The sequence below is a fragment of the Streptomyces sp. NPDC043896 genome (assembly GCF_056435605.1).
Genome location: NZ_JBWKEE010000025.1, coordinates 55,442 through 82,186, shown reverse-complemented (window position 1 = coordinate 82,186; position 26,745 = coordinate 55,442). Strand labels below are relative to the sequence as shown.

Sequence of the window (26,745 nt, the reverse complement as noted above, 5' to 3'; positions counted from 1 at the left end):
CCCAGGTCAGAAGCGGTATGGCAGCGTTGGTCCAAGGGTGCCCCTGGTGCTACATCGGCAAGGTCCGGTTCGCCAAGGGACTGGCCGGGTTCGCGCACCGCGACGAGGTCGAGGTCGTCTTCCGCTCCTTCGAGCTCGACCCGAACGGCCCCAAGGGCGTGACCACCCCCGTCCTGGAGATGCTCGCCCGCAAGTACGGCCGCACCCTCGACGAGGCGCGCGCCATGGAGGAGCACGTCGCCGCCGGCGCCCGGGCCGGGGGCCTGGAGTACCGCACCGACGGCCGCGACCACGGCAACACCTTCGACATCCACCGCCTGCTGCACCTGGCCGCCGCCCGCGGCCGCCAGGAAGAGCTGCTCGACCTCGCCTTCCGCGCCAACTTCGCCGAGGAACGGTCCGTCTTCGACGCCGAGGTGCTGCTCGCCCTCGCCGTGGAGGCCGGGCTGGACGAGACCGAGGCCCGCGCGGTCCTCGCCGACGACTCCGCCTACGCCGCCGAGGTCCGCGCCGACGAGCGGGAGGCGGCCGAACTGGGCGCCAACGCCGTACCGTTCTTCGTCCTCGACCGCCGCTACGGCATCTCCGGCGGCCAGCCCGCGGAGGTGTTCACCCGGGCGCTGGAGCAGGCCTGGGCCGGCCGCGAGAGCGTGGAGACGGCTCCCGACGCCGAGGCCTGCGAGCCCGACGGCGCCTGCGCCGTCCCGCAGGGCTGACCCGCCGATCCCGCTCCGGGGCGCCCGCGTACCTCCGCACCGGGCGCCCCGCCGCACCACCCGCGGGGCCCGGGGCCGCTCCGCGCGCTCGCCCGGCGGCCCGGCCGTAGGCTGGACGTACACGCGCACGGCGCGGGCCCCGGCCTGCTCGCCGGGGGACCTCCCAGCGGTGGCTGGGGGCGCGTCAGCTCGCTTCGGTTTCAACCAACTCGGGGACCCGACTCCTTTGCGGAAGGAGACCCCGATGCCCGCCAAGAAGCGTTCGTCCGCCACGCCCCGTGCCGCCACGTCGGCGGACGGGCAGGACAAGGTCATCCGCCTCGCCAAGCAGTACATCCGTACCCACGGCTCCGCCTACCTCAAGGACCCGAACATCTCCTCGATCGGCATCGGCTACAAGGAGACCGGGAAGGGGAAGCGGACCAAGGAACTCACCCTCCAGTTCACGGTCGACACGAAGGTGCGGCCCGAGGGGATGAGGGCGCTGGGCACCACGGAGATACCCCAGGCCATCGACATCGGCGACGGCCTCGTGCTGCACACCGACGTGATCGAACGCAGCTACCAGCCCCACTTCCTCGTCGTCGCCGAGGCCCAGACACCGGAACGGCAGAAGCGCGTCGACCCGGTCCGTCCGGGAGTGAGCGTCGGGAGCGTCCGTCTGCACGCCGGCACCCTCGGATGCATCGTCTTCGACAAGAACGACGGAGCCACCTGCCTGCTGAGCAACTGGCACGTCCTGAACGGCCGGGAGGGGCAGGCGGGCGACGACGTCGTCCAGCCGGGCACGGACGACGACAGCCGCTTCGCCGCGAACCGCCTCGGCGGCCTGCGACGCGCCCACCTCGGCACGGTCGGCGACTGCGCCGTGTCCACGATCACCGACCGCGGAGTCGAGACCGACATCCTCGGCCTCGGGGTCACACCGAAGCAGCTGGGCGAGCCGCACATCGGCGACAAGGTCGTCAAGTCCGGGCGGACCACCGGCGTCACGCACGGGATCGTGACCCGTCCCTTCGTCAAGGTCCGCGTCCCCTACGGGCCGCCGGTCGGGACGAAGGAGATCGAGTGCTTCGAGATCGGCCCCGACCCCCGCCACCCGCCGGCCGGCGGTGAGATCAGCACCTTCGGCGACTCGGGTTCGGCCTGGATGTTCAAGACGCGTTCGGGCAGGCCCTCGGACGTACTGGCCGGCCTGCACTTCGGCGGGGAGGACGAATCCGACCCCGTGGACCGGGCGCTCGCCTGCTTCCCCCGTGCGGTGTTCGAGCAGCTGAAGGTCACCCTGGAGGCGCCGTCCACCGCCTCGCCGGAGTCCCTGACCGGCTACGACCCGGGCTTCCTCGCCGTACCGGTCGCCGCGCCGTCGCTCAACCCGTCGATCAAGGACACCGCGGTACTGCTCGACGGCTCCGAGGTGATCCCGTACACCCACTTCTCGCTGGCGCTGAGCAAGCCGCGGCGCTTCGCGATCTGGGTGGCCTGGAACATAGACGGCGGCGCCCTGAAGGCACTCGACCGTCCGAGGAACTTCTTCAAGGACCCGCGCCTGCCGGCCGGGGTGCAGGTCGACAACGACCTCTACAAGGACAGGAACCAGAAGGTCAACCGCCTCGACCGGGGCCACATAGCGCGCCGCGCGGACCTCTGCTGGGGCCCGCTGCCCGAGGCGCGGCGGGCCAACAAGGACTCCTTCTTCTACACCAACATCGCCCCGCAGATGGACGACTTCAACCAGAGCAAGCGCGGCGGCATCTGGGGAAGGCTGGAGGACGCGGTGTTCGAGGACGTCGAGGTCGACGACCTCAAGGTCAGCGTGTTCGGCGGCCCCGTCTTCCAGGAGGACGACCGGGAGTTCCGCGGCGTGCGGCTCCCGCGCGCGTTCTGGAAGGTCATCGCCTACTCCGAACACGGCACGTTCAAGGCCAAGGCGTTCCTGCTGGCTCAGGACATAGTCCTGCCGGAAGCCCTGGAACTGGACGAGTTCCGGGTGTTCCAGGTCAAGGTCACGGAGGTCCAGAAGCACGCCCACATCCGCTTCCCCGCCGTGATGACGGACGCGGACACCCTGGTGGTACCGGAGTCCCTGGAGGAACGGGCCCCGCTGGAAAGCCAGGCCGACATCGACTGGAGCTGAGCCGGACGAGCCGCCCGGAACCACGGGCCCCCGGAACCACGAGCCCCCGGAACCACGAGCCGCCCGGAGCGGCCCGCGCCCGGACCGGGCCGCCGCGGCGCAGCGTGCCCCGGCGGCCCGGCCCGCGGCGGTCCTACGCCCAGGCCGCCGAAGCCGCCGCCAGCGCCGGCGCCGGATCGGCGTCGAGGGCACGAGCCAGTGCCCCCAGCGCCACCCCGACCGCCTCCGGCGAAGCCGCCGGGCCGTAGTGGTTGACCCGGACCATCTCCCCGGCCAGCGCCCCGCCGCCCGCCGCGAGCGCCGCCCGCGGATCCGCCGCCAGCGCCTTCGCCACCACCAGCGAAGCCTCCGGGGCCCGCAGCGTCGTCGCCACCGGAGCGGCCTGCGCCGCATCCCCGACCCAGGGCGCCAGGCCGAGTTCCGCCGCGCCCGCCCGCGTGGCCCGGGCGGCGGCCGCGTGCCGGGCGAGCACACCCTCCAGGCCCTCGGCCGAGATCCGGTCCAGGCAGGCCTCCAGCGCCAGCATCTCCAGCTGCGCCGGCGCGTGGAGCAGCGCCTTGCGGCCGCCGTCGATCCAGCGTTCCTTCCAGTCCAGCAGCGACAGGTACGAGCGGCGCGGCGCCGCCGGGTTGGCCGCGAACCGCTCCCAGGCGCGCTCGCTCACCGACACCGCCGAAACCCCCGCGGGACCGCCCATCGCCTTCTGCGCGCCGATCACGCACAGGTCCACGCCCCACGCGTCCGGCAGCAGCGGCTCGGCACCCACCGACGCCACGGCGTCCAGCATGAACAGCGCCCCGTGGGCCCGTACCGCCTCGCCGATCTCCGCCACCGGGTTGGTGTTGCCGGTGGCCGCCTCGGCGTGCACCAGGGAGACGAAGTCGATCTCCGGACGGGCGGCCAGGGCCTCGGCGACCTGCTCCCCGGTGACGGCCGTGTCGAACGGCACCGCCAGGTCCACCACCTCCGCCCCCGCGTCACGCAGCCAGTTGCCGAAGGTGGTCCCGTACGGGCCGGTCACGACGTTCAGCGCGGTCGAACCCGGCCGCGCCCCCGAGCGGATGCAGCCCTCCAGCGGCAGCAGCGCCTCGCCCTGGGTGATCACCACGTCGTGCCGGGTGTCCAGCAGCCGCGCCACCCCCCGCTCGATCGACGCGAAGTGCTCGGCGGTCAGCGGCGGGAGGTCCAGCAGGGGGTGGGTCACGAGGTGCTCTCTTCGTCCGGGGTTACCGGCCGAGCCTACCCAGGCCGCACGTACAGTGCGGACATGAGTGATCACAACGGTGTGCTCCATGTGAAGGGGCGCGTGCTCGTCGGGCCCCACGAGGTGCGCGACGAACTGTGGGTCGTCGGCGGACGGATCTCCTACGAGCGGCCGACCGCCGCCCGCGAGGTCACCACGGTCACCGGCTGGGCCCTGCCAGGCCTGGTCGACGCCCACTGCCACGTGGGCCTCGACGCCCACGGCCCGGTCGACGCGGCGACCGCCGAACAGCAGGCACTCACCGACCGGGACGCCGGCACCCTCCTCATCCGCGACGCCGGATCCCCCTCCGACACCCGCTGGATCGACGACCGCGAGGACCTCCCGAAGATCATCCGGGCGGGCCGGCACATCGCCCGCACCCGGCGCTACATCCGCAACTACGCACACGAGATCGAACCGCCGCAGCTCGTCGAGTACGTCGCCCGCGAAGCGCGGCGCGGCGACGGCTGGGTCAAGCTCGTCGGCGACTGGATCGACCGGGACGCCGGCGACCTGACGGCCTGCTGGCCGCGCGCCGAGGTCGAGGCCGCCATCGCCGAGGCGCACCGGCTGGGCGCCCGGGTCACCGCGCACTGCTTCGCGGAGGATTCGCTGCGGGACCTCGTCGAGGCGGGCATCGACTGCGTCGAGCACGCCACCGGGCTCACCGAGGACACCATCCCGCTGTTCGCGGAGCGCGGCGTGGCGATCGTGCCGACCCTGGTGAACATCGCGACCTTCCCGAAGCTGGCGGCGGGCGGCGAGGCCAGGTTCCCCCGCTGGTCGGCGCACATGCGGCGGCTCCACGAGCGGCGGTACGACACCGTCAGGGCGGCCTGGGACGCGGGCATCCCGGTGTACGTCGGCACGGACGCGGGGGGTTCCCTGCCGCACGGCCTGGTCGCCGCCGAGGTCGAGGAGCTCGTGAAGGCCGGCATCCCGCCCCTGGACGCCCTCTCGGCGACGGCCTGGTCGGCCCGCGCATGGCTCGGCCGCCCGGGCCTGACCGAAGGCGCCCCGGCCGACCTCGTCGTCTACGCCACCGACCCGCGTGCCGACGTACGGGCCCTGGCGCAGCCGGAGCGGGTGGTCGTGAACGGCGTGGTCCGCGGCTGAAGGGTGTGCCGGAAGGGACTCCTGGGTCAGGCGGTGCGCAGAAAATCGAATACGTGCGTGGAAACCACCCTTTGGAGTGAACTCACCTCAGGTTGCTGACCGTTCACTCTCCGTGCGTAAGGATTTCGAACGTCGAAGCCGTCGGCGTGCGCGATGTCCCCCATTGGCGCCGCGACGGCACCCATCTCCCTGGGGGTTCCACCACTTTGAACAGCAACACCTTCCGCATGCCCGCGGCCGTTCTGATCGCCACGGGAGCGGTGGCCCTGCTCGCCGCGCCGCCCGCCCTCGCCACGGGCGGCGGCACGGGGAGCGAGGGCACCTCCGGCGCCGCCGTCCTGCGGACCGGACTGGACGTGGGCCTGCTCAACAAGGCCGTGCACGTCCCGCTGAAGGCCAGTCTCAACGAGGTCACCGCACCCGCGAGCGCCGACAAGACGGCCCTCACCGTCACCCTCGACGGCGTCGAACAGGGGCAGCCGGTCAGGGTCCTGAAGGCGGACGTCGCCACCGCCAAGGCGACCGCCGACAAGAAGACCGCCCAGGCCGAGTCCCACCTCGCCCGCGCCAGGGTGCACGTCCCCGGGCTGCCCGCGCTCTCCCTCATCGAGGTGGAGAAGGTCACTTCCAAGGCCGTCTGTGAGGCGGGCAAGAAGCCGGTCGCCACCTCGAACGTCCTCGGCACCGTCACCGCCCTCGGCAAGAAGGTCACCCTCACCGCCGGCGGCCCCGCCACCAAGGTCGAGGTCCCCGGCGTCGGCCTCGTCTCCATGGAGCTCTCCGGCACGCAGACCACCTCCACCACCGCCGCGGCGGCCGCGCTGCGCCTGAAGGTGGCGGTCAACCCGCTGAACCTGAACGTGGCCCAGGTCGACGGCGAGGTCGTCCTCGCCGAGGCCCACTGCGAGTCCCCCAAGGGGCCCGCGCCGGCGGCGAGCCCCGCCGTCGCGAAGCCGGAGAGCAAGCCGGAAACCAAGCCGGAGGTCAAGCCGGGATCGAAGCCGGAGGTCAAGCCCGACACCAAGCCGCAGACCACCGCGACGCAGGCCAACCTCGCCGAGACCGGAGCCGGTTCGGTCACCCCGTTCGTCGCCGGCGGCGCCCTCCTCCTGCTGGGCATCGGCGCGGGCGCGCTCGTCGTGACGCGGCGCGGCAGGACCCGGTAGTCCTCAGCGGGAGGCGTGCTCCAGCCCCTGGCCGACGGCGCCGCGCGAGGTGACGGCCGCCGTGATCTCCTTGTCGACCCGGGCGTAGTCCGGACGGTCCGTCGCGCAAGAGGTGCACACCACCCGGAACGGAGGCTTCATGTCGGAGTACTGCGTGAGGTACTCCGCCTTCACCACCTCCCAGCGGCCGTTCTGCTTGGCCGACGGGGCGAAGGTGAACCGGGGGATCGAGGACATGTTGCCCCGCGCCTTCTCCGGCTCGTAGAAACTCGCGACCTGGTCGCCCATGCCGAAGACCACCCAGGTGCCGTTGATCTTCTCGTAGGGCTGCGGCACGTGGTTGTGCGTACCGAGGACCAGATCGATGTCGGGGAGCCCGTCCGCCCCGCGCGAGGCGGTCAGCGCCTGCGCGAGGTCCTTCTGCTGCTGGTCGGGCGCCGTCTGCCACTCGGTGCCCCAGTGGATGCTGAGGACGACGACGTTCGCGCCGGCCGCCCGGGCCGCGCGGGCGTCGGCGATGATCCGGTTGTGGTCGATCAGGTTCACGGCCCAGGGCTTGCCCGCCGGGAGGGGAATGCCGTTCGTCCCGTACGTGTAGTCCAACTGGGCGACCTTCGCGCCGCCGGCCGAGAGCACGGCCGGGGCCTTGGCCTCGTCGGCGCTGCGCGCCGAGCCGACGTGCTTGATGCCGACCCGGTCGAGGTGGTCGAGGGTGCGGGTGAGACCGTCGTAGCCGTCGTCGAGGGTGTGGTTCGAAGCGGTGGAACAGCTGTCGTACCCGGCGTCCTTGAGGGCGTCGGCCAGTTGGTGCGGGGCCTTGAAGGCCGGGTATCCGGTGTAGGGGCCGCCGGGCCGGCCGTACGGTATCTCGTGGTGGCATATCGCCAGGTCGGCGGCGGACACGATGGGCTTGACGCCCGCGAGTATCTTCCGGAAGTCGTACTCGCCGGCCTTGCCGCCGGCGTCGTCCGCCGCCCGCTGGATGATCGAGGGGTACGGGATGATGTCTCCGGTCGCCACCAGCGTGAACGGCGTCCCGGCCGGCGCGTCCTTCGCCGTCCCGGGCTTGCCCTGGAGCCGCTGCTCCGTGGCGGCGCCCCCGTCACCCAGGAGCCGGGGCGCGGCGTAGACGCCCCCACCCACCACCGCCAGGCCGAGGATCCCGACCCCTATCCGCGCCGCGACCTTCATGTACCGTCCCCCGTCCGTGGTTCGTCCCGCCCATGCTAGGGCCTGTCGTCGAACTGCCGTCGTCGCCGCGGGGCAGACGGAAGTTTGACGACAGGCCCTAGGCGGGCGTCGGGGAGCTCGCGGTACGGGCCGGCCATCCACCCCTCGCGGGGCGGGGCGGTGTCTGCCCACCCGCCCCGCCGCTAGCGCGCGGTCAGGGCCAGGGCGTGGTCCAGGGCCTGGAGGAGCCTGCCCGTCGTCGCCCTGTCGCGGACCGCCAGGCGGAGCCAGTCGGCGTCCAGGCCCGGGAAGGTGTCGCCCCGGCGCACCGCGAAGCCCAGCGCGCGCAGGCGGGTGCGGACTTCCGCCGCGCCCGGGACGCGGATCAGGACGAACGGGCCCTCGGCCGTCCCCGACACCGTGACCTCCTCGAACTCCTCCAGCCCCGCCAGCAGGTGCTCCCGGTCCACCGCGATCCGGCGGGCCGCCGCCTCCGCCTCCGCCAGCGCCTCCGGGGCCACGCACGCCTCCGCCGCCACCAGGGCCGGCGTCGACACCGGCCACAGCGGCTGCGCGGCGGCGAGCTTCGCGATGACCTCCGGTTCGGCCAGGACGTAGCCGATCCGCAGCCCCGCCAGCCCCCACGTCTTCGTCAGGCTCCGGAGCACCACCAGACCCGGCACGTCCATCCGCCCCGCCAGCGCCTCGCGTTCACCCGGGACGGCGTCCATGAACGCCTCGTCCACCACCAGGACCCGGCCCGGCCGGGCCAGCGCGGCCAGGGTCGCCGCCGGGTGCAGGACCGACGTCGGGTTGGTGGGGTTGCCCACCACCACAAGGTCGGCCTCCTCCGGTACCGCGGCGGGGTCCAGCCGGAAGCCGTCCTCGGCGCGCAGCAGCACCCGCTCCACCCGGTGCCCGGCGTCGCGCAGCGCCGCCTCCGGCTCGGTGAACTGGGGGTGCACCACGACCGGCCGTTCGGCCCCCAGAGCCCGCGCGATCAGTACGAACGCCTCCGCCGCCCCCGCCGTCAGCAGCACCCGTTCGACCGGCAGTCCGTGCCGGGCCGCCACCGCCGCCCGCGCCGCCCGCCCGTCCGGGTAGGCCGCGAGGTCCCCGAGGCAGGACGCGATCCGCTCCTTGAGCCACCGAGGCGGCGTGTCCGACCGCACGTTCACCGCGAGGTCGACCAGCGCCCCGCCGGCGTCCGCGACCTCGGCGTCCCCGTGGTGGCGCAGGTCGTGCTCCTCGACGGTGGCCACCGCGCAGGTCGCCGCCACCGACCGGCGCTTCGGCACGAGGAGTTCCCCGCCGCCCGCCAGCGCCGCCGCCTCCGCCACCGAGGAGGTGCCGGAGGCGCTGCGCACCGCGGTCGACGGGTGAGGTACGGGGATCCGCGCGAGTTCCTCCGCCGGGTAGCCGACCAACGGCACGCCGAAACGTTCCGCCGCCCCCGCGATGCCCGGCTCCCGGGTCTTCGCTTCCACCGTGGCCAGCGCCGTCACCGCCCCGGTGGCCAGCCCGGCCCCCCGCAGCGTCTCCTCGACCAGCGCGCAGACCTCCTCGACGGAGACCCCCGCGCGCCCGCCGACCCCGACCACCAGCCGCGTCACGTACTCGCCCACCGGGATCCCTCCTCCGTCCTTCGTCCGTCGATACTCGTCAACACGGTGTCGTCCGCCGCCCGCGCGCGGAAGTGCGCGCGCGGCCGCCAGTCGGTATTCAGGGGCACATGGCGGTGATCGTGGCTCTGGGCGCGTTCCTCATGACGCTGGCGGGCGGCTGGACGGCGCAACGCGTCACGGACCGCCGCCACCTGGTGCTCGGCCTGGCCGGCGGGCTGATGCTCGGCGTGGTGGGCCTCGACCTGCTGCCGGAGGCGATGGACGCGGCCGGCACCGAGGTGTTCGGCGTCCCGCTGGCCCTGCTCCTGTTCGTGGGAGGCTTCCTCGTCGCCCACGTGGTCGAGCGCCTGCTCGCCGTACGCCAGGCCGCTCACGGCGCCGGGAACAACGGCGGCCACGGCCCCGGCGGCGGCCGCGTCCCGCAGGTCGGCCTCACCGCGGCCGCCGCGATGGTCGGCCACAGCGTCGCCGACGGAGTGGCCCTCGGGGCGGCCTTCCAGGTCGGCGGGGGCATGGGCGTGGCCGTGGCCCTGGCCGTCATCACCCACGACTTCGCCGACGGGTTCAACACGTACACGCTCACCCGCCTGTACGGGAACGCCCGCCGCAAGGCCCTGCTGATGCTCTTCGCCGACGCCGTGGCCCCCGTCGTGGGCGCGGCGTCGACCCTGCTCTTCACCCTTCCGGAGGAACCCCTCGGGGCGTACCTCGGATTCTTCGGCGGCGCCCTGCTGTACCTGGCGGCCGCCGAGATCCTCCCCGAGGCGCACCACGAGCACCCCGCCCTGTCGACGCTGATGTGCACGGTGGGCGGGGTGGCCGGGATCTGGCTCGTGGTGGGCCTCGCGGACTGACCCGCGGCCCTGGCGCGGTCTCACCGGTGGGCTGCCGCGGCTTCCGCGAAGCGACGGGCCACCGAGGGCTGCGCCGCCCAGTGGGTGTGCAGGTAACTGGCGTGCACGCCCTGTCGTACGAAGCCCTCGACGCGGCGTTCCGGATGCGTGAACCCCCACGCCGGCGCGGATCCGGCGCCGGGCTCGATCACCGTCCGGTGGAACTCGTGCCCGCGCAGCCGGGTTCCGGCGGCGGCCAGGCTGCTGTCCGACACCGCCACCGCCTCCCGGTAGCCGAGCGTGAGCCGCTCCGACATCCGGGCGTCGGCGTCGAGCACCCCGCACATCGGCTTTCCGTCGAGGGAGCGCGCCAGGTACAGCAGCCCGGCGCACTCGGCGGCGACCGGCCCTCCGGACGCCGCGAAGTCCACGACGGCCTTGCGGAGCGGCTCGTTCGCCGACAGCTCGGGGGCGTACACCTCGGGGAAGCCGCCGCCTATCACCAGTCCGGCGGTGCCCTCGGGAAGGGCCTCGTCCCGCAGCGGGTCGAAGGCGACCACGTCGGCGCCCGCGGCCGTCAGCAGCTCCGCGTGCTCGGCGTACGAGAACGTGAACGCGGCCCCGCCCGCGACGGCGACGACGGGGCGCGGCCCCGCGGCGGCCGGGACGGCGGGGACGGCCGGGAGGGCGGAGGCGGCGGGGACCGCGGCGACGGCCTCCTGCGGCGACCACGCCGCGCAGTCCAGCGGGGGCGCCGTACGGGCCAGCGCCATCAGCGCGTCCAGGTCGCAGCCGGCCCGCACCTGCTCGGCCAGCGCCGCCACCGCGGCGACGGCGTCGGCCCGCCGCTCGGCCACCGGGACCAGGCCCAGGTGCCGGGACGGCGTCGCCACCTGCGGGGCCCGCCGCATGACACCGAGGACCGGCATCCCGGCCTCCTCCAGCGCCTCCCGCAGCATGGCCTCGTGCCGGTCGGAGCCCACCTTGTTGAGGATCACCCCGCCGAGCCGCACCTGCGGGTCGAACGAGGCGAAGCCGTGCACCAGCGCCGCCACCGAGCGGGACTGAGAGGAGGCGTCCACCACCAGTACCACCGGCGCCCGCAGCAGCTTCGCCACCTGCGCCGTCGACGCCAGCTCGCCCCGCCCCGCGGCCCCGTCGTACAGCCCCATCACACCCTCGACCACGGCCAGGTCGCACCCGGCGGAGCCGTGCGCGAACAGCGGCCCGACCAGCTCGGGCCCGCACATGAAGGCGTCCAGGTTGCGGCCCGGCCGGCCGGTGGCCAGCGCGTGGTAGCCGGGGTCGATGTAGTCGGGCCCGGCCTTGTGCGGGGACACGGCCAGGCCGCGCTCCGCGAAGGCCGCCATCAGGCCCGTCGCCACGGTGGTCTTGCCGCTGCCGGAGGACGGCGCGGCGATGACCAGCCGTGGCACGTTCACGGACGTCACCACTCGATGCCCTTCTGGCCCTTCTGGCCGGCGTCCATGGGGTGCTTGACCTTGGTCATCTCGGTGACCAGGTCCGCGAACTCCATCAGCTTCTCCGGGGCGTTGCGGCCCGTGATGACCACGTGCTGGGTGCCGGGGCGGTTCCGCAGCACCTCGATCACCTCGTCCACGTCGATCCAGCCCCAGTGCATCGGGTACGCGAACTCGTCGAGCACGTACAGCTTGTGCGTCTCGGCGGCCAGGTCGCGCTTGACCTGCTCCCAGCCCTCCTTGGCCGCCTGCTCGTTGTCGAGCTGCGCGTCCCGCTGGACCCAGGACCAGCCCTCGCCCATCTTGTGCCAGACGACGGAGCCTCCCTCGCCGGAGGCGCCCAGCACCTTGAGGGCGTTCTCCTCGCCGACCTTCCACTTCGCGGACTTGACGAACTGGAACACCCCGATCGGCCAGCCCTGGTTCCAGGCGCGCAGTGCCAGACCGAACGCGGCCGTCGACTTGCCCTTGCCCGGCCCGGTGTGGACGAAGACGAGCGGGCGGTTGCGGCGCTGACGCGTCGTGAGTCCGTCGTCCGGAACGACGGTCGGCTGTCCCTGCGGCATTACGCGGCCCTCCTGGAGGTTTCGTGGGTCACTGACGTACGTACGTTCTTCACGAGCCCGGCCAGCGAGTCGGCCCGCAGCCCGTCCAGGGTCACGGCGGGCCCGCCCAGGTCGGCGGCGAGCATCCCCGCCAGGCCCAGCCGGACCGGCCCCGACTCGCAGTCCACGACCACCGAGGCGATCCCCTCGGCGGCCAGCAGCCGGGCGCTGCGCCCCGACAGCTCGCGCGGGTCACCGCCGACGGACCCGGCCGAGGTGGCCCGCCCGTCGGTGACGACCACCAGCAGCGGGCGCCGCGAGGGGTCCCGCAGCCGCTCGATCCGCAGTACCTCGTGAGCCTTGAGCAGGCCCGGGCCGAGGGGGGTGCGGCCGCCGGTCGGCAGCTTCCCCAGCCGGGCGGCGGCCGCGTCCACCGACGAGGTGGGCGGCAGCGCCAGTTCGGCGCCGGCCCCGCGGAAGGTGATCAGGCCGACCTTGTCCCGGCGCTGGTAGGCGTCCAGCAGCAGCGACAGCACCGCGCCCTTGACGGCGCTCATCCGCTGCCGGGCCGCCATCGAGCCCGACGCGTCGACGCAGAACAGCACGAGGTTGCCCTCGCGGCCCTCCCGGGTGGCCTGCCGGAGGTCGTCCCTGCGCACCACGAGGCCGCGTCCGGTACGCCCGCGCGCCTTCTGGTGCGGGGCGGCGGCGTGCACGGTGGCCGCCAGGTGCAGCTTCGTCAGCTGCCCCCGGGGGCGCTGGGCGCCGGTGGTGCGGCCGTGCGCGGTGCGGGCGCGCGAGCGCCGCCCGGCCGCGCCCTCGCCGAGGCCGGGCACGCTCAGCATCTTGGTGCGGAACGGCTCGGACGCGCCCACGGCGGCCTGCTCGGATCCGCCGGCCCCGCCCTGCTGCGGGGCGGAGGGCTGCGGCTCGGGGGACTCCTGCGGAACCTCCTGCGGGGTGTCGGGCGCATGCCCGGTCTCGGGCCCGCCGCCCTGCGGGGGCACCCCGCCGCCCCCGTCGGGGCCGCCGTCACCGTCGCCGTCACCGTCGCCGTCGCCGTCGCCGGGGCCCTCGGGCTCCGGGTCGGGCTCGGGCTCGGGGTCCTCGTCGGGAAAGCCGTCCAGGATCTCGTCGAGCTTGTCCTCGTCCAGGCCGGGCGCGTCGAAGGGGTTGCGCCGGCGCCTGTGGGGGAGGGCCAGCAGGGCGGCCTGGCGGACGTCCTCCTTGAGCACGGAGGTCCGCCCGGCCCACGCCGCCAGCGCGGTCGCGGTACGGGCCATCACGATGTCGGCGCGCATGCCGTCGACCTCGAACCCGGCGCAGGTCGCGGCGATCCGGAGCAGCGCGGTGTCACCGAGCACCACCTGTGGCAGCAGCGCCCGCGCGGCCACGACCCGCGCCCGCACCTCGCTCTCGTCCCCGGCCCAGCGGTGCGCGAAGCCCGCGGGGTCGTCCTCGTACGCGAGCCGGCGGCGCACCACCTCGACGCGCTGCCCGGGCTCCCGGGAGGCCGCGACCTCGACGGTCAGCCCGAACCGGTCCAGCAGCTGCGGCCGCAGCTCGCCCTCCTCGGGGTTCATCGTCCCGACGAGCAGGAAGCGGGCGGCGTGGCGTACGGAGACACCCTCGCGCTCCACGTAGGAGGCGCCCATCGCGGCGGCGTCGAGGAGAACGTCCACCAAGTGGTCGTGGAGGAGGTTCACTTCGTCGACGTACAGGATTCCGCGGTGCGCGTCCGCCAGGAGGCCCGGTTCGAAGGCCTTCACACCTTCCGCGAGGGCCCGCTCGATATCGAGGGCGCCGACGAGGCGGTCCTCGGAGGCGCCGACGGGCAGCTCGACCATGCGAGCGGGGCGGTCGGTGCCGGGGCCCGGCTCGTGCGGGCCGTCCGGGCAGGCCGGGTCGGGCGCGGCGGGCGCGCACGAGAACCGGCAGCCGGGCACGACGTCGACGTGGGGGAGCAGCGCGGACAGCGCGCGCACGGCGGTGGACTTGGCGGTCCCCTTCTCACCGCGCACCAGCACGCCGCCGACCGCGGGGCTCACGGCGTTGAGCAGGAGCGCCAGCCGCAGGTCGGTCTGGCCGACGACTGCGGTGAACGGGTAGGGCGTGCTCATGCGGTTGCCCCTCCTTCGTGTGTATGGGTCTGCGTGCGCGGGTTGTCGCGGGTGGGCTGCGGAACGGAGCCGGGGGCGCGGGTGCCGCTGCGCGGGCTGCTTCCCGCCCCGCCCTCCGCCCGTTCCCCGGGGCGCTGCCCCGGACCCCGCTCCTCCGGGGGCTCCGCCCCCGGAGGAGCGGACCTCGGACGCCGGCGGGGCTGAAGATCCAGCCCGTCCGGGGCAGGGGAACAGCCCCGCGGGGCCCGGGCCGTCACGGGGCGCCCGGGGGGAGGAACGGGAGGCCCGACGGGGCGCCGCCCTCGATCAGCCGGAGCAGCGCGGCGGTGTCGGCGTGCTCCTCGATCAGGTCCCCCAGCAGGTCCAGCTGCTCCTCCCGCAGCGCGCCGAACGACGTGTCGGGCGCCGGCACGAAGCGGCGGCCCGCGGCGGCGGCCACCTCCCGGAGGAACGCCCGGCGGAAGCCGTCCGACTCCAGCGAGCCGTGCCAGTGGGTGCCCCACACCGACCCGACCCGGCAGCCGTCGAGGAAGGGCTCCCCGCCCAGTACCTCGGCCACCCCGTGGTGGATCTCGTAGCCGGTGACCTCCTCGCCCAGTGCCCGGCCCTCCGGCCGGGCCAGGGTCTTCTCGACGGCGAAGCGCACGCGCACCGGCAGCAGCCCCAGCCCCGCCACCGAGCCCGCCTTGGACTCGACCTCGTCCTCGATGTGCTCGCCCAGGGCCTGGAAGCCGCCGCAGATGCCCAGGACCGGGCGCCCCTCGGCGGCCCGCCGGGCCAGCGCGTCGGCGAGACCCCGCTCCCGCAGCCACTCCAGCGCCTTCACCGTGCCGCGCGTGCCCGGTACGACGGCCAGGTCGGCGTCGGCCAGTTCCTCGGCCCGGTCCACGAACCGCACGACCACGCCCGGTTCCGCGGCCAGCGCGTCGACGTCGGTGAAGTTCGACATCAGCGGCACCGCGCACACCGCGACCCGCAGCACGTCCTCGCCGACGGGCGGGGCGACCACGGACTCGCGTACCGCGCCCCGCAGGGACACCCGCAGGCCGTCCTCCTCGTCGATGCCCAGCCCGTGCCGGAAGGGCAGCACCCCGTACGTGGCCCGGCCCGTCAGGCCGCGCAGCATCTCCATGCCGGGTTCCAGCAGGGACACGTCACCGCGGAACTTGTTGACCACGTACCCGGCGATCAGCGACTGGTCCTCGGGAGACAGCAGGGCCGTCGTCCCGAAGAAGGAGGCGAAGACCCCGCCCCGGTCGATGTCGCCGACCACGACCACCGGGAACCGCGCGGCCCGCGCGATCCCCATGTTCACGATGTCGGTCCGGCGCAGGTTGATCTCGGCCGGACTGCCGGCCCCTTCGCAGATCACGGCGTCATACGTGCCCCGTAGCTGTTCGAGGCAGTCCGTGACGATGCCGAGGAGCTGCTCCTGCCGGCCGCCGTGGTAGCCGCGGGCGCTCATCTCGCCCACCGGCTTGCCCAGCAGCACCACCTGGCTGCTGCGGTCGCTGCCCGGCTTGAGCAGGACGGGGTTCATCAGCGCGGTCGGCTCGACCCGCGCAGCCTGGGCCTGCATGGCCTGGGCGCGGCCGATCTCGGCGCCCTCCCGCGTCACGAACGAGTTCAGCGACATGTTCTGGGCCTTGAACGGGGCGACCTTCACGCCCTGCCGGGCCAGCCAGCGGCAGATGCCCGCCGTGACCACGCTCTTGCCCGCGTCCGACGTCGTACCGGCGACCAGCAGTCCGCCGCCGCGCCCCGTCCCGCTCATGCCCGTCCCCTTCTCGTCATCGCCACGGCGGAGCGCACGGCCACGCAGGCACCCAGGGCCAGCCACGTCACCCGGCGCGAGAGCCGTACCGCTCGTTCGATGTCGGCGACCTCCACGGGCCGCCCGGTGGCGCCGTTCAGTACGGCACGGTGCTCGACCCGGCCCCCGTAGGACAGGGTTCCGCCCAGCCGGACGCCGAGCGCCCCGGCGAAGGAGGCCTCGACCGGTCCGGCGTTGGGGCTGGGGTGGGCGGCGGCGTCCGCGCGCCAGGCCCGTACGGCTCCCCGCCGGTCGGGACCGGCCGCGACGGCCGCGAGCGCGGTCAGCCGGGCGCCGGGCCAGCCGGCCAGGTCGTCGAGGCGGGCGGAGGCCCAGCCGTAACGGAGGTAGCGGGGCGACTTGTGGCCCACCATCGCGTCCAGGGTGTTCACGGCGCGGAACGCCAGCAGCCCGGGGACCCCGGCGACGGCGCCCCACACCAGGGCCCCGACCACGGCGTCGGAGGTGTTCTCGGCGACGGACTCGACGACGGCCCGGGCCATCTGCTGCTCGTCCAGCGCCTGGGGGTCGCGCCCGCACAGGTGCGGGAGCCGCTCCCGGGCGACCTCCGCGTCCCCGGCGGCGAGCGCCCCGCCGATGGCGCGGGCCTCCCGGCCGAGGGACGTGCCGCCGACCACGGCCCAGGTGGCCGCGGCGGTCAGGGCGATACGGGCGGCCGCGGGCCGGGAGCGCACGGCGCGTGCGCCCAGCGCGCCGGCGGCGGCGGCGCCGCCGGCGCAGATGACGGTGTGCAGGAGGCCGCGGGCGCGGTCGTCGCGCCACAGGGCGCCCTCGACTGCGGCGGCGGCTCGTCCGAAGGCGGCCACGGGGTGCCCCCGGCGCGGATCCCCGAGGATCCGGTCGCCGATCAGCCCCGCCGTGACGCCGTACGCGAAGACGCGGTCGGCACGCATGGTGGCAGGTATGTCCTCACTCAGGGTCCGCGCCCTGGTTCGACGTGTCCGGCGGCGAGAGTTCCTGGCTCCCGGGGCGCACGCGCCGCGTGCGCTCCCCGGTGACAGTGGCGGGACCGCGCCGGAATCGCACCGGACTTCCTCTCCATGCCGCCGTATTGGCTCGGGCAGTCCACCACGCCCCGCGAACGCCCGTCAACTTGCCGTTGACCTGGTGGGACGGACGGCGGAGAAGGGGCCCGGGTACGCGAAAGCCCCCTCCGGGGAATCCCGGAGGGAGCTTTCGTACGCGGTGGGGCGGTGTCAGCTGACGATCAGGTAGATCCCGTACGCCACGGCCGCCGCGCAGAGCGCGAAGCAGGCGTAGGCGCCGCTGCGGGCCAGGGTGGCGGCCCCGCCCTGCTCGGTGGCGGCCTCGTGCTTGGAGAGGCCCACCAGGCCCAGGGTGAAGAGGGCCACGAGGGCGACGGTGGCGGAGAGGCTGACCCCGAAGACGGAGCCGAGTGCTGCCCAGTCGATCTTCATACTGCCGTTTCCTCTGTCGTTCTCGGGGTCAGACCGCCGCGGCCGGGGCCGTGGGGGTCGTCGGGGCGGCCGGGCCGGCCGTGGCGGCCGGGATGGTGGCCTTGAGGTCCTCGTCGGTCACCGCGGCGGTGGTGCCCGCGAGCGGGGGGACCGCGACGGCGGCCATGGCGGTGGTGACCACGCCGGGCTCCTCGGCCTCGGTGGAGGCGGTGCCGGTGTCGTTGACGTTGGTGTGGTCGACGACCTGGCGGCGGGAGATCAGCCAGATGGCGAGGCAGGAGCCGACCAGGAAGACCGTGACGACGGTGACGCCGACGTCACCGGTGCGCATGACCAGCTCGGCGAGCGCGGCGACCAGGCCGGCGGCCGGCAGGGTCAGGCCCCACGCGACGAACATGCGGGTGGCGGTGGACCAGCGGACCACGCCGCCCTTGCGGCCCAGGCCCGCGCCCATGACGGCGCCGGAGCAGGCGTGCGTCGTGGAGAGGGAGAAGCCGAGGTTGGAGGAGGCCAGGATGACGCTGGCGGCCGAGGTCTGGGCGGCGAAGCCCTGCTGCGGCTGCAGGTCGGTCAGGCCGGAGCCCATGGTGCGGATGATGCGCCAGCCGCCCAGGTAGGTGCCCAGCGCGATGGCCAGACCGGCGGAGACGATGACCCAGACCGGCGGGTTGGAGCCGGGCGCGAGCGCGCCGCCGGCGACCAGGGCCAGGGTGATGATGCCCATCGTCTTCTGCGCGTCGTTGGTGCCGTGCGCGAGGGAGACGAGACCGGCGGAAGCGATCTGACCGGCCCTGTAGCCCTTGGCGGAGGTCTTCTCGCCGACCTTGCCGTTCAGCTTGTACGTGATCTTCGCGGCCAGCATCGCGGCCACACCGGCCACGATCGGCGCGGCGACCGCGGGGAGCAGCACCTTGGTGACGAGGGTGTCGCCGTTGACGGCTCCGAGGCCGGCGGAAGCGACGGCCGCACCGACCAGGCCGCCCATCAGGGCGTGCGAGGAGCTGGAGGGGAGACCGACCAGCCAGGTGACGAGGTTCCAGAGGATCGCGCCGACCAGGGCGGCGTAGATCACCTCCGGCTGAATGCCCTCCTCGTTGACCAGGCCCTTGGAGATCGTCTTGGCGACCTCCACGGACATGAACGCGCCGACGAGGTTGAGCACGGCGGACATGGCCACCGCCGTCTTGGGCTTGAGGGCGCCGGTCGAGATGGTGGTGGCCATCGCGTTGGCTGTGTCGTGGAAACCGTTCGTGAAGTCGAACACGAGAGCGGTGATGATCACGATCCCGAGGAGAAGCGTTATGTGCTCCATTTACCCAGGCTTCTGTTTGGCGTCAGTGGCTCGGCGACCGTAGGCAACCTGGGTGAACGGAAGATGAACTGACTCGGGCGGCACGGTGTCCCCACGCGCCACACGATCGGGTCATTCGTCCTGATTCTGTCGTAGTCACCCCCATTCATGCACGTCAAAGGCGGGTGAACGGATCCCTCCAGGAGGGCCCGACGGCCTGCGGACGACCTCCCCGGACCCGGTAAAGAGAGGTAGATCACTCCGCTTCCGCCGCTCCGACGGCCCGGCCGCCGTCGCGCGCCGGAACCGGAACGGGCCGAGACTGGAACGGTGCGTACCGCCACAGCGACGGCAGCGGCCGTCACCACGACCCTGATCGGCGCCGGAGCGGCCGCGGTCGCGGCCGGCCGGTACGCCGCCGACGCGGCCCTGCGGCCCGAACCGGGCCGCCCGCTGCCCGGCGGCCCCCGCCTCAGCGTCCACTCCACCGCCCCCGGCCGGGTGGTCCTCACCCGCTCGCTGGCCTCCCTGCGGCCGGGCGTCCACGGCCTGGAGGCGCCCGGGGTGCACGCCGTGGTCGGCTCGGTCCTCACCGGCGTCCCGCACGACCCGGACACCGTCGTACGCCGCCTCCTCGCCGTCACCCACGGCGAGCTGGCCCCCGGCACGCGCGTCGCCCTCACCCCCCAGGTGCACCGGGGCAACCCGCGCTCCGCCCTCGGGCTCGACCACGCCGACGTGGACGTCCCCGGGGAGCTCGGCCCGCTCCCCGCCTGGTTCCTGCCCGGCGCCCGGGGCACCTGGGTGATCACCGTCCACGGGCTCGGCACCGGCCGGGAGCACCCGATGGCGGTCATGCCCTTCCTGCACCGCCACCGCCTCCCCGTGCTCGACCTCGCCTACCGGGGCGACCTCGGCGCGCCCGCCTCCCCGGACGGCCTCGGCCACCTCGGCGAGTCGGAGTGGCGGGACCTGGACGCCGCCATCCGCTACGCCGTGCGCTACGGAGCCCGCCGCGTGGTCCTGTACGGCTGGTCCACGGGGGCCGCCATGGCCCTGCGCGTCCTCGAACGCTCGGCTCTGGCCGGCCGCGTCTGCGGACTCGTACTGGACTCGCCCGTCCTGGACTGGCACACCACCCTGCGCGCCCTCGCCGCAGCCCGCGGCACCCCCGCCCCGCTGCTCCCGCTCGCGGTGCGGGCCGCCGAGGGCCGTGCGGGGCTCCGCGCCGACCACACCCCTCCGGGGGCGGACCCCGGCGCGCTGCGCGTCCCCGTCCTCCTCTTCCACGGGCCCGCCGACACCATCGCCCCCTGGGAGCCCTCCCGCCGGCTCGCCGCCGCCCGGCCCGACCTGGTCACCCTGCACACCGTGATGGACGCCGGGCACGGGGCGATGTGGAACGCCGACCCGCTCCGCTACGAGGAGGCGCTGCGCCGCTTCCTGACCCCCCTCATGTGACGCGCGTCGAGGACCTCGCGCGGCGTGTGATGTGGCGCCCTCGTGAAGGGCCTGTGGCGGACGGGACGGGGTGGGTGATTCATCCCGGTTCATCCACCCCCTGACCTGTGGAAATGACCGGTTCCGTTTGGGCTTTCGGCCAGTGACGGGCGAGACTGCTTCCGTGACGTCCCGAAAGCCTGATGAGCAGTTGGCTCGCGACTCCAGACTCCGACTCGTCTCCCAGCGCTCCGTCGCCACGGCGCGCAAGGCGGTGACCGACCGGCGAACCCGGCCGGCCGCCCGGCCCCCGGCGGGCACCCCCGCCACGGCGGACCTGGCGAACCGCGCCCGCGCCTCCCTCGCCGACGCGGTACGGCTGGCCCGCTGGGCCGAGCGGAACCTCGGGGCGGGCGACGGCGGCCGGCCCGCCCCCACGGGCGCACTCCCCGCCGTCGACGTCGAACGCGCCGCCCTGGAACTGGGCCTGACGCACGGACAGATCAGGGTCGGCTGGGACCGCGCCCGCCTCTCCGGCCTCGTCGAGGTGCACGGCGGACACGCCCGCCCCGGCTGGCGGCTGCGCGCCTGGGACCGTGACGACACCGCCGTGCTGCGCGGCTGGGTCGCCCTCTTCGACGCCTGGTCGCTCGTCCACCCGGCCCCCGCCGACATCGCCCCCTCGGCCGTCGCCGAGGTGGTCGAGGCCATGCCCCAGCTGCTGTCGCTGCTCCAGCTGTCCGCCGGCCCGGTCACCGTCCCGGACCTCCTGGACCTCCTCGGCCAGCGCGTCACCGAGCTGCGCGACGAGCGCTGCGAGGTCCCCTACGACGCGGAGCCCGCCACCGCCGCCGGCCCGGCCGCCTCCGCCGAACCCCGGCCGCTCCCGCTCGCCCGGCTGCTGCGCTGGGCCCTGGGCGGACTCGCCGCCGTGGACGCCGTCACCCTCGGGCCCGCCCGCGCCACCCTCACCCCCCTCGGCAGCTGGGCCGTGTGGGTGAAGCTGGAGCAGATCTGCGTCGCCGCCCAGAGCCCGGCCGGGAACATCGAGCAGTCCGCCGCCGCCATGCTCCACGGCTGCGCCCGGCTCACCCCCGGACCGGCCCGCGCCGAGTACCGGGCCTGGCTCGCCGCCCGGCCCGTCGGCCACGCCGTCAGCGAGCTGCTGCACGCCGCCCGCGGCGAGGACGCCCTGCTGCGCGGCCTGGCCTTCGAGGCGCTGCGCGTGGTCGGCGCCCCCGCCGAGCGCGAGGTCCGCGCGGCCCTGCGCGAACCGGCGCTGCGGCCCTACGCCCTGCTCTGGCTCGCCGAGCACGACGGGGCCGACCCCGACGACGCCCAGGACGTGCTCACCCCCGAGGAGTCCACCTGGCTCTGGGTGGACACCGCCGCCGCCATCGCCGACCACGGAGAGGCCGAGCTGCTCGCCCGGCACCTCGACTCGGCCGTCCGCACCACCGTCCCCCGGCTGCTGGACGAGGTCCGCGCGGTCGGCCACCCCCGCACGGTCCAGGTCCTGGTCGCCCTGGCCGCCGCCCACCCCGACCCCGCGCTGGCCAAGGCGGTCCGCCGGGCCGCCTTCCAGGTCCACACCGGCGGCGGCTGACCGCCCGGGCGCCGGCCGGAGCCCCCGGCCGGCGCCGCGCGGGGGCGCGCGGAGCGGCGTACGTGCCCGCCCGTGGCGGGGGTCACAGCTGCGGCGCGTACGTCCCGAAGCTCCACACGTTGCCCTCGGCGTCCCGCGCCATGTAGTCCCGCGAGCCGTAGTCCTGGTCCGTGGGCTCCATCAGGATCTCCACGCCGTGCTCGACCGCCCGCCGGTGGTGGGCGTCCACGTCGTCGACCACGACGTAGACCCCGGCCGGGCCGGCACCCTCCATGGCCTTGTCGAAGGCCCCGCCGGTGCCCTTGCTGCCCAGCATCACCGCGCCGGAGCCGTACGCCAGCTCCGCGTGCACCACCGAGCCGTCGTCCCCCTCGTACACCGCGACCTGGCTGAAGCCGAAGGCCTCGGTCAGCAGCCTGATGGCCGCCTTCGCGTCGCGGTAGACCAGCGTGGGGTAGATGGACGGAACGCCTGCCATGACGATCACTCCCTCTCGTGACGGTGATCCAAGTGACCCACGTCACAGCATGGCAGGCGCCGCCGACAGTCAGCGGAAGGTGTTGCACTGGGCCATGTCGCCCGTGCGGTACCCCTGGTAGAACCACTGCTGGCGCTGCTCGGCCGAGCCGTGCGTCCAGGACTCCGGGGTGACCCGGCCCTGGAACTTCTCCTGGATCCGGTCGTCGCCGACCGCGGCCGCCGCGTCCAGCCCGTCCCTGATGTCCTGGTCGGTCAGGCTGGTGATCAGCGGCCGCCCCGTGGACTCGTCCGGGGTCCGCGTCGCGTTGTGCGCCCACACCCCCGCGTAGCAGTCGGCCTGGAGCTCGACCTTCACCGCGTTGCTGTCGGCGCCCTGCCGCCCGTCCTGGGCCCGCTGGAGCGTCCCGGTCAGGTTCTGGATGTGGTGCCCGTACTCGTGGGCCACGACGTACGCCTGGGCGAAGGGCCCGCCGCTCGCCCCGAACTTCGTCCGCAGCTCGTTGAAGAAGCCCAGGTCCAGGTAGACCTGCCGGTCAGCGGGGCAGTAGAACGGGCCCACCGCCGAGGTGGCCGCCCCGCACGCGGTGTTCACCCGGCCGGAGAAGAAGACCGTGGACGCCGGTCTGTAGCTGCCGCCCCGCCTCTGGAACTCCTGCTGCCAGAAGTCCTGCGTGCTGTTGACCACCGCCACGAGCCGGCAGTCCTCGCGCGTGTTCGCGTCCTGCCCCGTCCGGCACGCCTGCTGCACCTGAGCGGCCGAGGAGGCGGTCGAGGCCGGCTCCGGACTCCCGTCGGACAGGCCCAGCTGCTCCGGACCCACCCCGAAGAGCAGCCCCAGCACCAGTGCGATCAGACCGACGAGGCCACCGCCGATCGTTGCCCTCCCGCCCGGGACGCGGCTGCCGCGCACGTCCTTGACCTCGGACGTGTCCAGATTGGCGTTGTCGTCGAACTGCATCCCGCACCGCCTCTGTCGGTGACACCAGGGGGGCCGCCCGGCCGCCCCTGCGGCGAGTATCAGCCCGTTCATCCTGCTACGCGCCCCGGCGGCCCCGCGTGGCCCGTGGTCCGAACGGGGGAGGGGAGGGGGGCCGGGAGCGCCAGAAAAGCGGTTGCGCGCCCCCGGTAGAATGAATCCCATGGCAAATCTCCTCGCGGATTAGCGGCGTCGAAGCACGCGCCCTGCCCCCACTTCCGCCGTCCCCACCGCCCTGGAGTATTTCCGTGATCACCGCCACCGGCATCGAGCTGCGCGCCGGCGCCCGCATCCTCATCGAGAACGCGTCCTTCCGCGTCGCCAAGGGCGACCGCATCGGGCTCGTCGGCCGCAACGGAGCCGGCAAGACCACCCTCACCAAGTGCCTCGCCGGCGAGGGGCAGCCCGCGGGCGGCACCATCACCCGTTCCGGTGAGGTCGGCTACCTCCCGCAGGACCCGCGCACCGGCGACCTCGACGTGCTCGCCCGCGACCGGATCCTCTCCGCGCGCGGGCTCGACGTACTGATCAAGAAGATGCGGGCCAACGAGGAGCGCATCGCCACCGGCACCGGCGCCACCCGTGACAAGGCCCTCAAGCAGTACGAGCGCCAGGAGACCGAGTTCCTGACCAAGGGCGGCTACGCCGCCGAGTCCGAGGCCGCGACGATCTCGGCCGCCCTCAGCCTCCCCGACCGGGTCCTCGGCCAGCCGCTGCACACCCTCTCCGGCGGCCAGCGCCGCCGCGTCGAGCTCGCCCGGATCCTCTTCTCGGACGCCGACACCCTGCTCCTCGACGAGCCCACCAACCACCTCGACGCCGACTCGATCGTCTGGCTGCGCGACTACCTGAAGAACTACCGCGGCGGCTTCATCGTGATCTCCCACGATGTCGACCTGGTCGAGACCGTGGTCAACAAGGTCTTCTACCTCGACGCCAACCGTTCCCAGATCGACGTCTACAACATGGGCTGGAAGCTCTACCAGCAGCAGCGCGAGGCGGACGAGAAGCGCCGCAAGCGCGAGCGCCAGAACGCCGAGAAGAAGGCCGCCGCCCTCAACGCCCAGGCCGACAAGATGCGCGCCAAGGCCACCAAGACGGTCGCCGCCCAGAACATGGCCAAGCGCGCCGACCGGCTGCTCTCCGGCCTGGAGGCCGTCCGCGCCTCCGACAAGGTCGCCAAGCTCCGCTTCCCGGACCCGGCGCCCTGCGGCAAGACCCCGCTGACCGCCGAGGGCCTGTCGAAGTCCTACGGCTCGCTGGAGATCTTCACCGACGTCGACCTGGCCATCGACAAGGGCTCCCGCGTGGTCATCCTCGGCCTCAACGGCGCCGGCAAGACCACCCTGCTGCGCCTGCTGTCGGGCACCGAGAAGCCCGACACCGGCACCGTCGTGCCCGGTCACGGCCTCAAGCTGGGCTACTACGCCCAGGAGCACGAGACTCTCGACCCGGACCGCACGGTCCTGGAGAACATGCGCTCCTCCGCGCCCGACCTGGACCTGGTCGACGTGCGCAAGACGCTCGGTTCCTTCCTGTTCTCCGGCGACGACGTGGACAAGCCGGCGGGCGTGCTCTCCGGCGGCGAGAAGACCCGTCTTGCCCTGGCCACCCTGGTCGTCTCCTCGGCCAACGTGCTGCTGCTCGACGAGCCCACCAACAACCTCGACCCCGCCAGCCGCGAGGAGATCCTCGGCGCGCTGCGCACGTACAAGGGCGCCGTCATCCTGGTCACGCACGACGAGGGCGCCGTGGAAGCCCTGGAACCGGAGCGGATCATCCTGCTCCCGGACGGGGTCGAGGACCTGTGGGGCCCGGACTACCGGGACCTGGTCGCGCTCGCCTGACCCGCCCCGCGAAGGGTGATCCAGTTCCTTATGGATCATTCGGCTCAGGCGTGATCCATCATCTGAGTGAGACGGTCTCGTACCCCCGCGCTCTGTACACCGGCCCCGGCCGCATCCCCGCCGATGCGTCGCCGGGGCCGGCCGTTTTCCGTGCCCGGCCCCTGACCTGGTGATTCCCCCCGGCGGCGGGTGAATGTGATGGAGGTCATGCAACGGAAGAGAAGATTCCGTTCTGCTCGGGTGTCCACGGACCGGGAAATGCCGTCGCACCGACCTTGCTGAATGGGTGGCCAGGAAGCCGGGGAGGGGTGATCATGAGAAGCACAGAGCGCACTTCCCACGAGGAGGCACGGGTGGCCGAGACTCTGAAGAAGGGCAGCCGGGTGACCGGCGCCGCGCGCGACAAGCTCGCGGCAGACCTGAAGAAGAAGTACGACTCCGGTGCGAGTATCCGGGCGCTGGCCGAAGAGACCGGCCGGTCCTACGGATTCGTCCACCGGATGCTCAGTGAGTCCGGAGTCACGCTGCGTGGTCGCGGTGGCGCGACGCGCGGCAAGAAGGCGGCCGCTGCCTGACCCTGGCCGTCAGGCCCGGGCCGGAATCCGGAACCGCTCGACAGCTCCGTTCTCTTTCACGCTGTCTGATCCATGCTGTCTGTTTCATCCCGTTCCACGCACGGTACCTTCGGTGACCCCCGGTCGGCCCTGCGGTCGGCTGGGTGGTTACTGTGCAGTCACTTAGGCCGAGTATGCGGCCACGACTGCACCGGAGGCACCTGATGGCTCTGCTCGACAAGGATGGCGTACGGCTCACCATCGACGACACGGTCGCCACGGTGACACTGACCAATCCGGCCAAGCGAAACGCCCAGTCCCCCGCGCTCTGGCGGGCGTTGGCGGAGGCCGGACGGTCGCTGCCCGGCACCGTCCGGGTCGTCGTGCTGCGCGGCGAGGGCAAGTCCTTCTCCGCAGGGCTCGACCGGCAGGCGTTCACCCCCGAGGGCTTCGAGGGCGAGCCGTCCTTCCTCGATCTGGCGCGCGGTTCGGACGACCTGCTCGACTCCACCATCGCCGAGTACCAGGAGGCCTTCACCTGGTGGCGGCGCAACGACATCGTCTCCATCGCCGCCGTGCAGGGCCACGCGATCGGGGCGGGCTTCCAGCTCGCGCTCGCCTGTGACCTGCGCGTGGTCGCGGACGACGTGCAGTTCGCCATGCGGGAGACCAGCCTGGGCCTGGTCCCCGACCTGGCCGGCACCCGGCCGCTGACCGCCCTCGTCGGCTACGCCCGCGCGCTGGAGATCTGCGCCACGGGCCGCTTCGTGCACGCCGAGGAGGCCGAGCGGGTGGGCCTCGCCAACCTGGTCGTCCCGGCCGCCGAACTGGAGGCCGCCGTCCAGGACCTGACCACCGCCCTGCTGGCCCCGCCCCGCGACGCCGTCATCGAGACCAAGGCGCTGCTGGCCGAGGCCCCGTCCCGGACGTACGACGACCAGCGCGCCGCCGAGCGCGCCGCCCAGGCCCGCCGCCTGCGCGACCTGGCGGGCCTGTCCGACTGAGGCCCGTACACCCACGCCCACGCCCACGTGCCCGCGCACGTCCGCGGGCCCGGAAGGCCGGAACGGGAGGACCGTTCCGGCCTTCCGGCGTAGTCTCCGGCGCGGCGGCGCCCGTAGGCGCTTACCGTGGTCGGGAGGCT

The 26,745-nt window shown here is 73.9% G+C and carries 22 protein-coding genes and 1 riboswitch; of the genes, 10 read left to right on the top strand and 12 right to left on the bottom strand.

What is annotated here, in order from left to right:
- Positions 1 to 17 precede the first annotated feature (17 nt).
- Together AC069X_RS30365 and AC069X_RS30360 are read left to right on the top strand one after the other, a co-directional pair.
- Positions 18 to 716, top strand: a complete 699-nt coding sequence (locus AC069X_RS30365; RefSeq protein ID WP_478733520.1) for a DsbA family oxidoreductase — start codon at positions 18 to 20, stop codon at positions 714 to 716.
- A gap of 244 nt (positions 717 to 960) precedes the next feature.
- The gene (locus AC069X_RS30360) at positions 961 to 2,853 is read left to right on the top strand and encodes a DNA/RNA non-specific endonuclease (protein ID WP_478733518.1); all 1,893 of its coding nucleotides are present in this window, start codon (positions 961 to 963) and stop codon (positions 2,851 to 2,853) included.
- Positions 2,854 to 2,986: 133 nt separating this feature from the next.
- On the opposite strand, the gene AC069X_RS30355 is transcribed toward AC069X_RS30360, so the two are convergent.
- Positions 2,987 to 4,057 carry a pyridoxal-phosphate-dependent aminotransferase family protein gene (locus AC069X_RS30355; RefSeq protein ID WP_478733516.1) on the bottom strand — a complete coding sequence of 357 codons (1,071 nt, stop codon included), beginning with the start codon at positions 4,055 to 4,057 and terminating at the stop codon, positions 2,987 to 2,989.
- Between the two features lie 63 nt (positions 4,058 to 4,120).
- Here AC069X_RS30355 and AC069X_RS30350 point away from each other — a divergent pair, with 63 nt between their 5' ends.
- Together AC069X_RS30350 and AC069X_RS30345 are read left to right on the top strand one after the other, a co-directional pair.
- Positions 4,121 to 5,215 (top strand): amidohydrolase family protein, encoded by a 1,095-nt coding sequence (locus AC069X_RS30350; protein ID WP_478733514.1) that lies wholly within the window; start codon positions 4,121 to 4,123, stop codon positions 5,213 to 5,215.
- A gap of 206 nt (positions 5,216 to 5,421) precedes the next feature.
- Entirely contained in the window at positions 5,422 to 6,381 is a 960-nt protein-coding gene (locus tag AC069X_RS30345) for an SCO1860 family LAETG-anchored protein (RefSeq protein WP_478733512.1), read from the top strand.
- 3 nt (positions 6,382 to 6,384) lie between these two features.
- Here the strand turns inward: AC069X_RS30345 and AC069X_RS30340 are convergent, their stop codons facing one another.
- Entirely contained in the window at positions 6,385 to 7,572 is a 1,188-nt protein-coding gene (locus AC069X_RS30340) for a CapA family protein (RefSeq protein ID WP_478733510.1), read from the bottom strand.
- 182 nt (positions 7,573 to 7,754) lie between these two features.
- Entirely contained in the window at positions 7,755 to 9,164 is a 1,410-nt protein-coding gene (cobC, locus tag AC069X_RS30335; RefSeq protein ID WP_478733606.1) for an Rv2231c family pyridoxal phosphate-dependent protein CobC, read from the bottom strand.
- A 119-nt stretch (positions 9,165 to 9,283) separates the two neighbouring features.
- Between cobC and AC069X_RS30330 the strand changes: the two genes are divergently transcribed.
- Entirely contained in the window at positions 9,284 to 10,030 is a 747-nt protein-coding gene (locus AC069X_RS30330; protein WP_478733508.1) for a ZIP family metal transporter, read from the top strand.
- A gap of 20 nt (positions 10,031 to 10,050) precedes the next feature.
- On the opposite strand, the gene AC069X_RS30325 is transcribed toward AC069X_RS30330, so the two are convergent.
- From AC069X_RS30325 to AC069X_RS30295, 7 genes are all read right to left on the bottom strand, one after another.
- A complete protein-coding gene (locus AC069X_RS30325; protein ID WP_478733507.1) occupies positions 10,051 to 11,451 on the bottom strand; it encodes a cobyrinate a,c-diamide synthase in 1,401 nt (466 codons plus the stop codon).
- A gap of 5 nt (positions 11,452 to 11,456) precedes the next feature.
- Entirely contained in the window at positions 11,457 to 12,056 is a 600-nt protein-coding gene (gene cobO, locus AC069X_RS30320) for a cob(I)yrinic acid a,c-diamide adenosyltransferase (RefSeq protein ID WP_468957519.1), read from the bottom strand.
- Entirely contained in the window at positions 12,056 to 14,155 is a 2,100-nt protein-coding gene (locus tag AC069X_RS30315; protein WP_478733504.1) for a putative cobaltochelatase, read from the bottom strand. The genes cobO and AC069X_RS30315 overlap by 1 nt, the downstream gene beginning before the upstream one ends.
- Positions 14,156 to 14,408: 253 nt before the next feature.
- Positions 14,409 to 15,929: a cobyric acid synthase gene (locus tag AC069X_RS30310; RefSeq protein WP_478733502.1), complete on the bottom strand. Its 1,521-nt coding sequence runs from the start codon at positions 15,927 to 15,929 to the stop codon at positions 14,409 to 14,411.
- Positions 15,926 to 16,882, bottom strand: a complete 957-nt coding sequence (locus AC069X_RS30305) for a cobalamin biosynthesis protein (RefSeq protein ID WP_478733500.1) — start codon at positions 16,880 to 16,882, stop codon at positions 15,926 to 15,928. Before AC069X_RS30305 ends, AC069X_RS30310 begins: the two co-directional genes overlap by 4 nt.
- Positions 16,883 to 16,940: 58 nt before the next feature.
- Positions 16,941 to 17,026, bottom strand: a riboswitch (cobalamin riboswitch).
- A 159-nt stretch (positions 17,027 to 17,185) separates the two neighbouring features.
- On the bottom strand, positions 17,186 to 17,407 hold the full coding sequence (locus AC069X_RS30300; protein WP_007263389.1) for a hypothetical protein: 222 nt from the start codon (positions 17,405 to 17,407) through the stop codon (positions 17,186 to 17,188).
- A gap of 28 nt (positions 17,408 to 17,435) precedes the next feature.
- A complete protein-coding gene (locus AC069X_RS30295) occupies positions 17,436 to 18,719 on the bottom strand; it encodes an inorganic phosphate transporter (protein ID WP_478733498.1) in 1,284 nt (427 codons plus the stop codon).
- A 309-nt stretch (positions 18,720 to 19,028) separates the two neighbouring features.
- Between AC069X_RS30295 and AC069X_RS30290 the strand changes: the two genes are divergently transcribed.
- The gene (locus AC069X_RS30290) at positions 19,029 to 20,159 is read left to right on the top strand and encodes an alpha/beta hydrolase family protein (RefSeq protein ID WP_478733496.1); all 1,131 of its coding nucleotides are present in this window, start codon (positions 19,029 to 19,031) and stop codon (positions 20,157 to 20,159) included.
- 163 nt (positions 20,160 to 20,322) lie between these two features.
- Positions 20,323 to 21,744: a hypothetical protein gene (locus AC069X_RS30285; protein WP_478733494.1), complete on the top strand. Its 1,422-nt coding sequence runs from the start codon at positions 20,323 to 20,325 to the stop codon at positions 21,742 to 21,744.
- Between the two features lie 82 nt (positions 21,745 to 21,826).
- On the opposite strand, the gene AC069X_RS30280 is transcribed toward AC069X_RS30285, so the two are convergent.
- Positions 21,827 to 22,222 carry a VOC family protein gene (locus tag AC069X_RS30280; RefSeq protein ID WP_478733492.1) on the bottom strand — a complete coding sequence of 132 codons (396 nt, stop codon included), beginning with the start codon at positions 22,220 to 22,222 and terminating at the stop codon, positions 21,827 to 21,829.
- 69 nt (positions 22,223 to 22,291) lie between these two features.
- Positions 22,292 to 23,182 carry a KPN_02809 family neutral zinc metallopeptidase gene (ypfJ, locus tag AC069X_RS30275; protein ID WP_478733490.1) on the bottom strand — a complete coding sequence of 297 codons (891 nt, stop codon included), beginning with the start codon at positions 23,180 to 23,182 and terminating at the stop codon, positions 22,292 to 22,294.
- Positions 23,183 to 23,448: 266 nt separating this feature from the next.
- On the opposite strand from ypfJ, the gene AC069X_RS30270 reads away from it, so the two are divergent.
- The 3 genes from AC069X_RS30270 to AC069X_RS30260 all read left to right on the top strand — a co-directional run bounded on the left by AC069X_RS30270 (position 23,449) and on the right by AC069X_RS30260 (position 26,605).
- Positions 23,449 to 25,047, top strand: coding sequence for an ABC-F family ATP-binding cassette domain-containing protein (locus AC069X_RS30270; RefSeq protein ID WP_478733488.1), 1,599 nt, complete (start codon positions 23,449 to 23,451; stop codon positions 25,045 to 25,047).
- Between the two features lie 353 nt (positions 25,048 to 25,400).
- Positions 25,401 to 25,622 carry a helix-turn-helix domain-containing protein gene (locus AC069X_RS30265; protein WP_007263382.1) on the top strand — a complete coding sequence of 74 codons (222 nt, stop codon included), beginning with the start codon at positions 25,401 to 25,403 and terminating at the stop codon, positions 25,620 to 25,622.
- Positions 25,623 to 25,825: 203 nt separating this feature from the next.
- Positions 25,826 to 26,605 carry an enoyl-CoA hydratase/isomerase family protein gene (locus tag AC069X_RS30260; RefSeq protein ID WP_478733486.1) on the top strand — a complete coding sequence of 260 codons (780 nt, stop codon included), beginning with the start codon at positions 25,826 to 25,828 and terminating at the stop codon, positions 26,603 to 26,605.
- Positions 26,606 to 26,745 lie beyond the last annotated feature (140 nt).

What these genes read in the sequence shown, in the direction of transcription:
- AC069X_RS30365 (WP_478733520.1), top strand. Translation starts at nt 18, where the DNA reads ATGGCAGCGTTGGTCCAAGGGTGCCCCTGGTGCTACATCGGCAAGGTC.
- AC069X_RS30360 (WP_478733518.1), top strand. Translation starts at nt 961, where the DNA reads ATGCCCGCCAAGAAGCGTTCGTCCGCCACGCCCCGTGCCGCCACGTCG.
- AC069X_RS30350 (WP_478733514.1), top strand. Translation starts at nt 4,121, where the DNA reads ATGAGTGATCACAACGGTGTGCTCCATGTGAAGGGGCGCGTGCTCGTC.
- AC069X_RS30340 (WP_478733510.1), bottom strand. Translation starts at nt 7,572, where the DNA reads ATGAAGGTCGCGGCGCGGATAGGGGTCGGGATCCTCGGCCTGGCGGTG.
- AC069X_RS30330 (WP_478733508.1), top strand. Translation starts at nt 9,284, where the DNA reads ATGGCGGTGATCGTGGCTCTGGGCGCGTTCCTCATGACGCTGGCGGGC.
- cobO (WP_468957519.1), bottom strand. Translation starts at nt 12,056, where the DNA reads ATGCCGCAGGGACAGCCGACCGTCGTTCCGGACGACGGACTCACGACG.
- AC069X_RS30315 (WP_478733504.1), bottom strand. Translation starts at nt 14,155, where the DNA reads ATGAGCACGCCCTACCCGTTCACCGCAGTCGTCGGCCAGACCGACCTG.
- AC069X_RS30310 (WP_478733502.1), bottom strand. Translation starts at nt 15,929, where the DNA reads ATGAGCGGGACGGGGCGCGGCGGCGGACTGCTGGTCGCCGGTACGACG.
- AC069X_RS30305 (WP_478733500.1), bottom strand. Translation starts at nt 16,882, where the DNA reads ATGCGTGCCGACCGCGTCTTCGCGTACGGCGTCACGGCGGGGCTGATC.
- AC069X_RS30300 (WP_007263389.1), bottom strand. Translation starts at nt 17,407, where the DNA reads ATGAAGATCGACTGGGCAGCACTCGGCTCCGTCTTCGGGGTCAGCCTC.
- AC069X_RS30295 (WP_478733498.1), bottom strand. Translation starts at nt 18,719, where the DNA reads ATGGAGCACATAACGCTTCTCCTCGGGATCGTGATCATCACCGCTCTC.
- AC069X_RS30280 (WP_478733492.1), bottom strand. Translation starts at nt 22,222, where the DNA reads ATGGCAGGCGTTCCGTCCATCTACCCCACGCTGGTCTACCGCGACGCG.
- ypfJ (WP_478733490.1), bottom strand. Translation starts at nt 23,182, where the DNA reads ATGCAGTTCGACGACAACGCCAATCTGGACACGTCCGAGGTCAAGGAC.
- AC069X_RS30260 (WP_478733486.1), top strand. Translation starts at nt 25,826, where the DNA reads ATGGCTCTGCTCGACAAGGATGGCGTACGGCTCACCATCGACGACACG.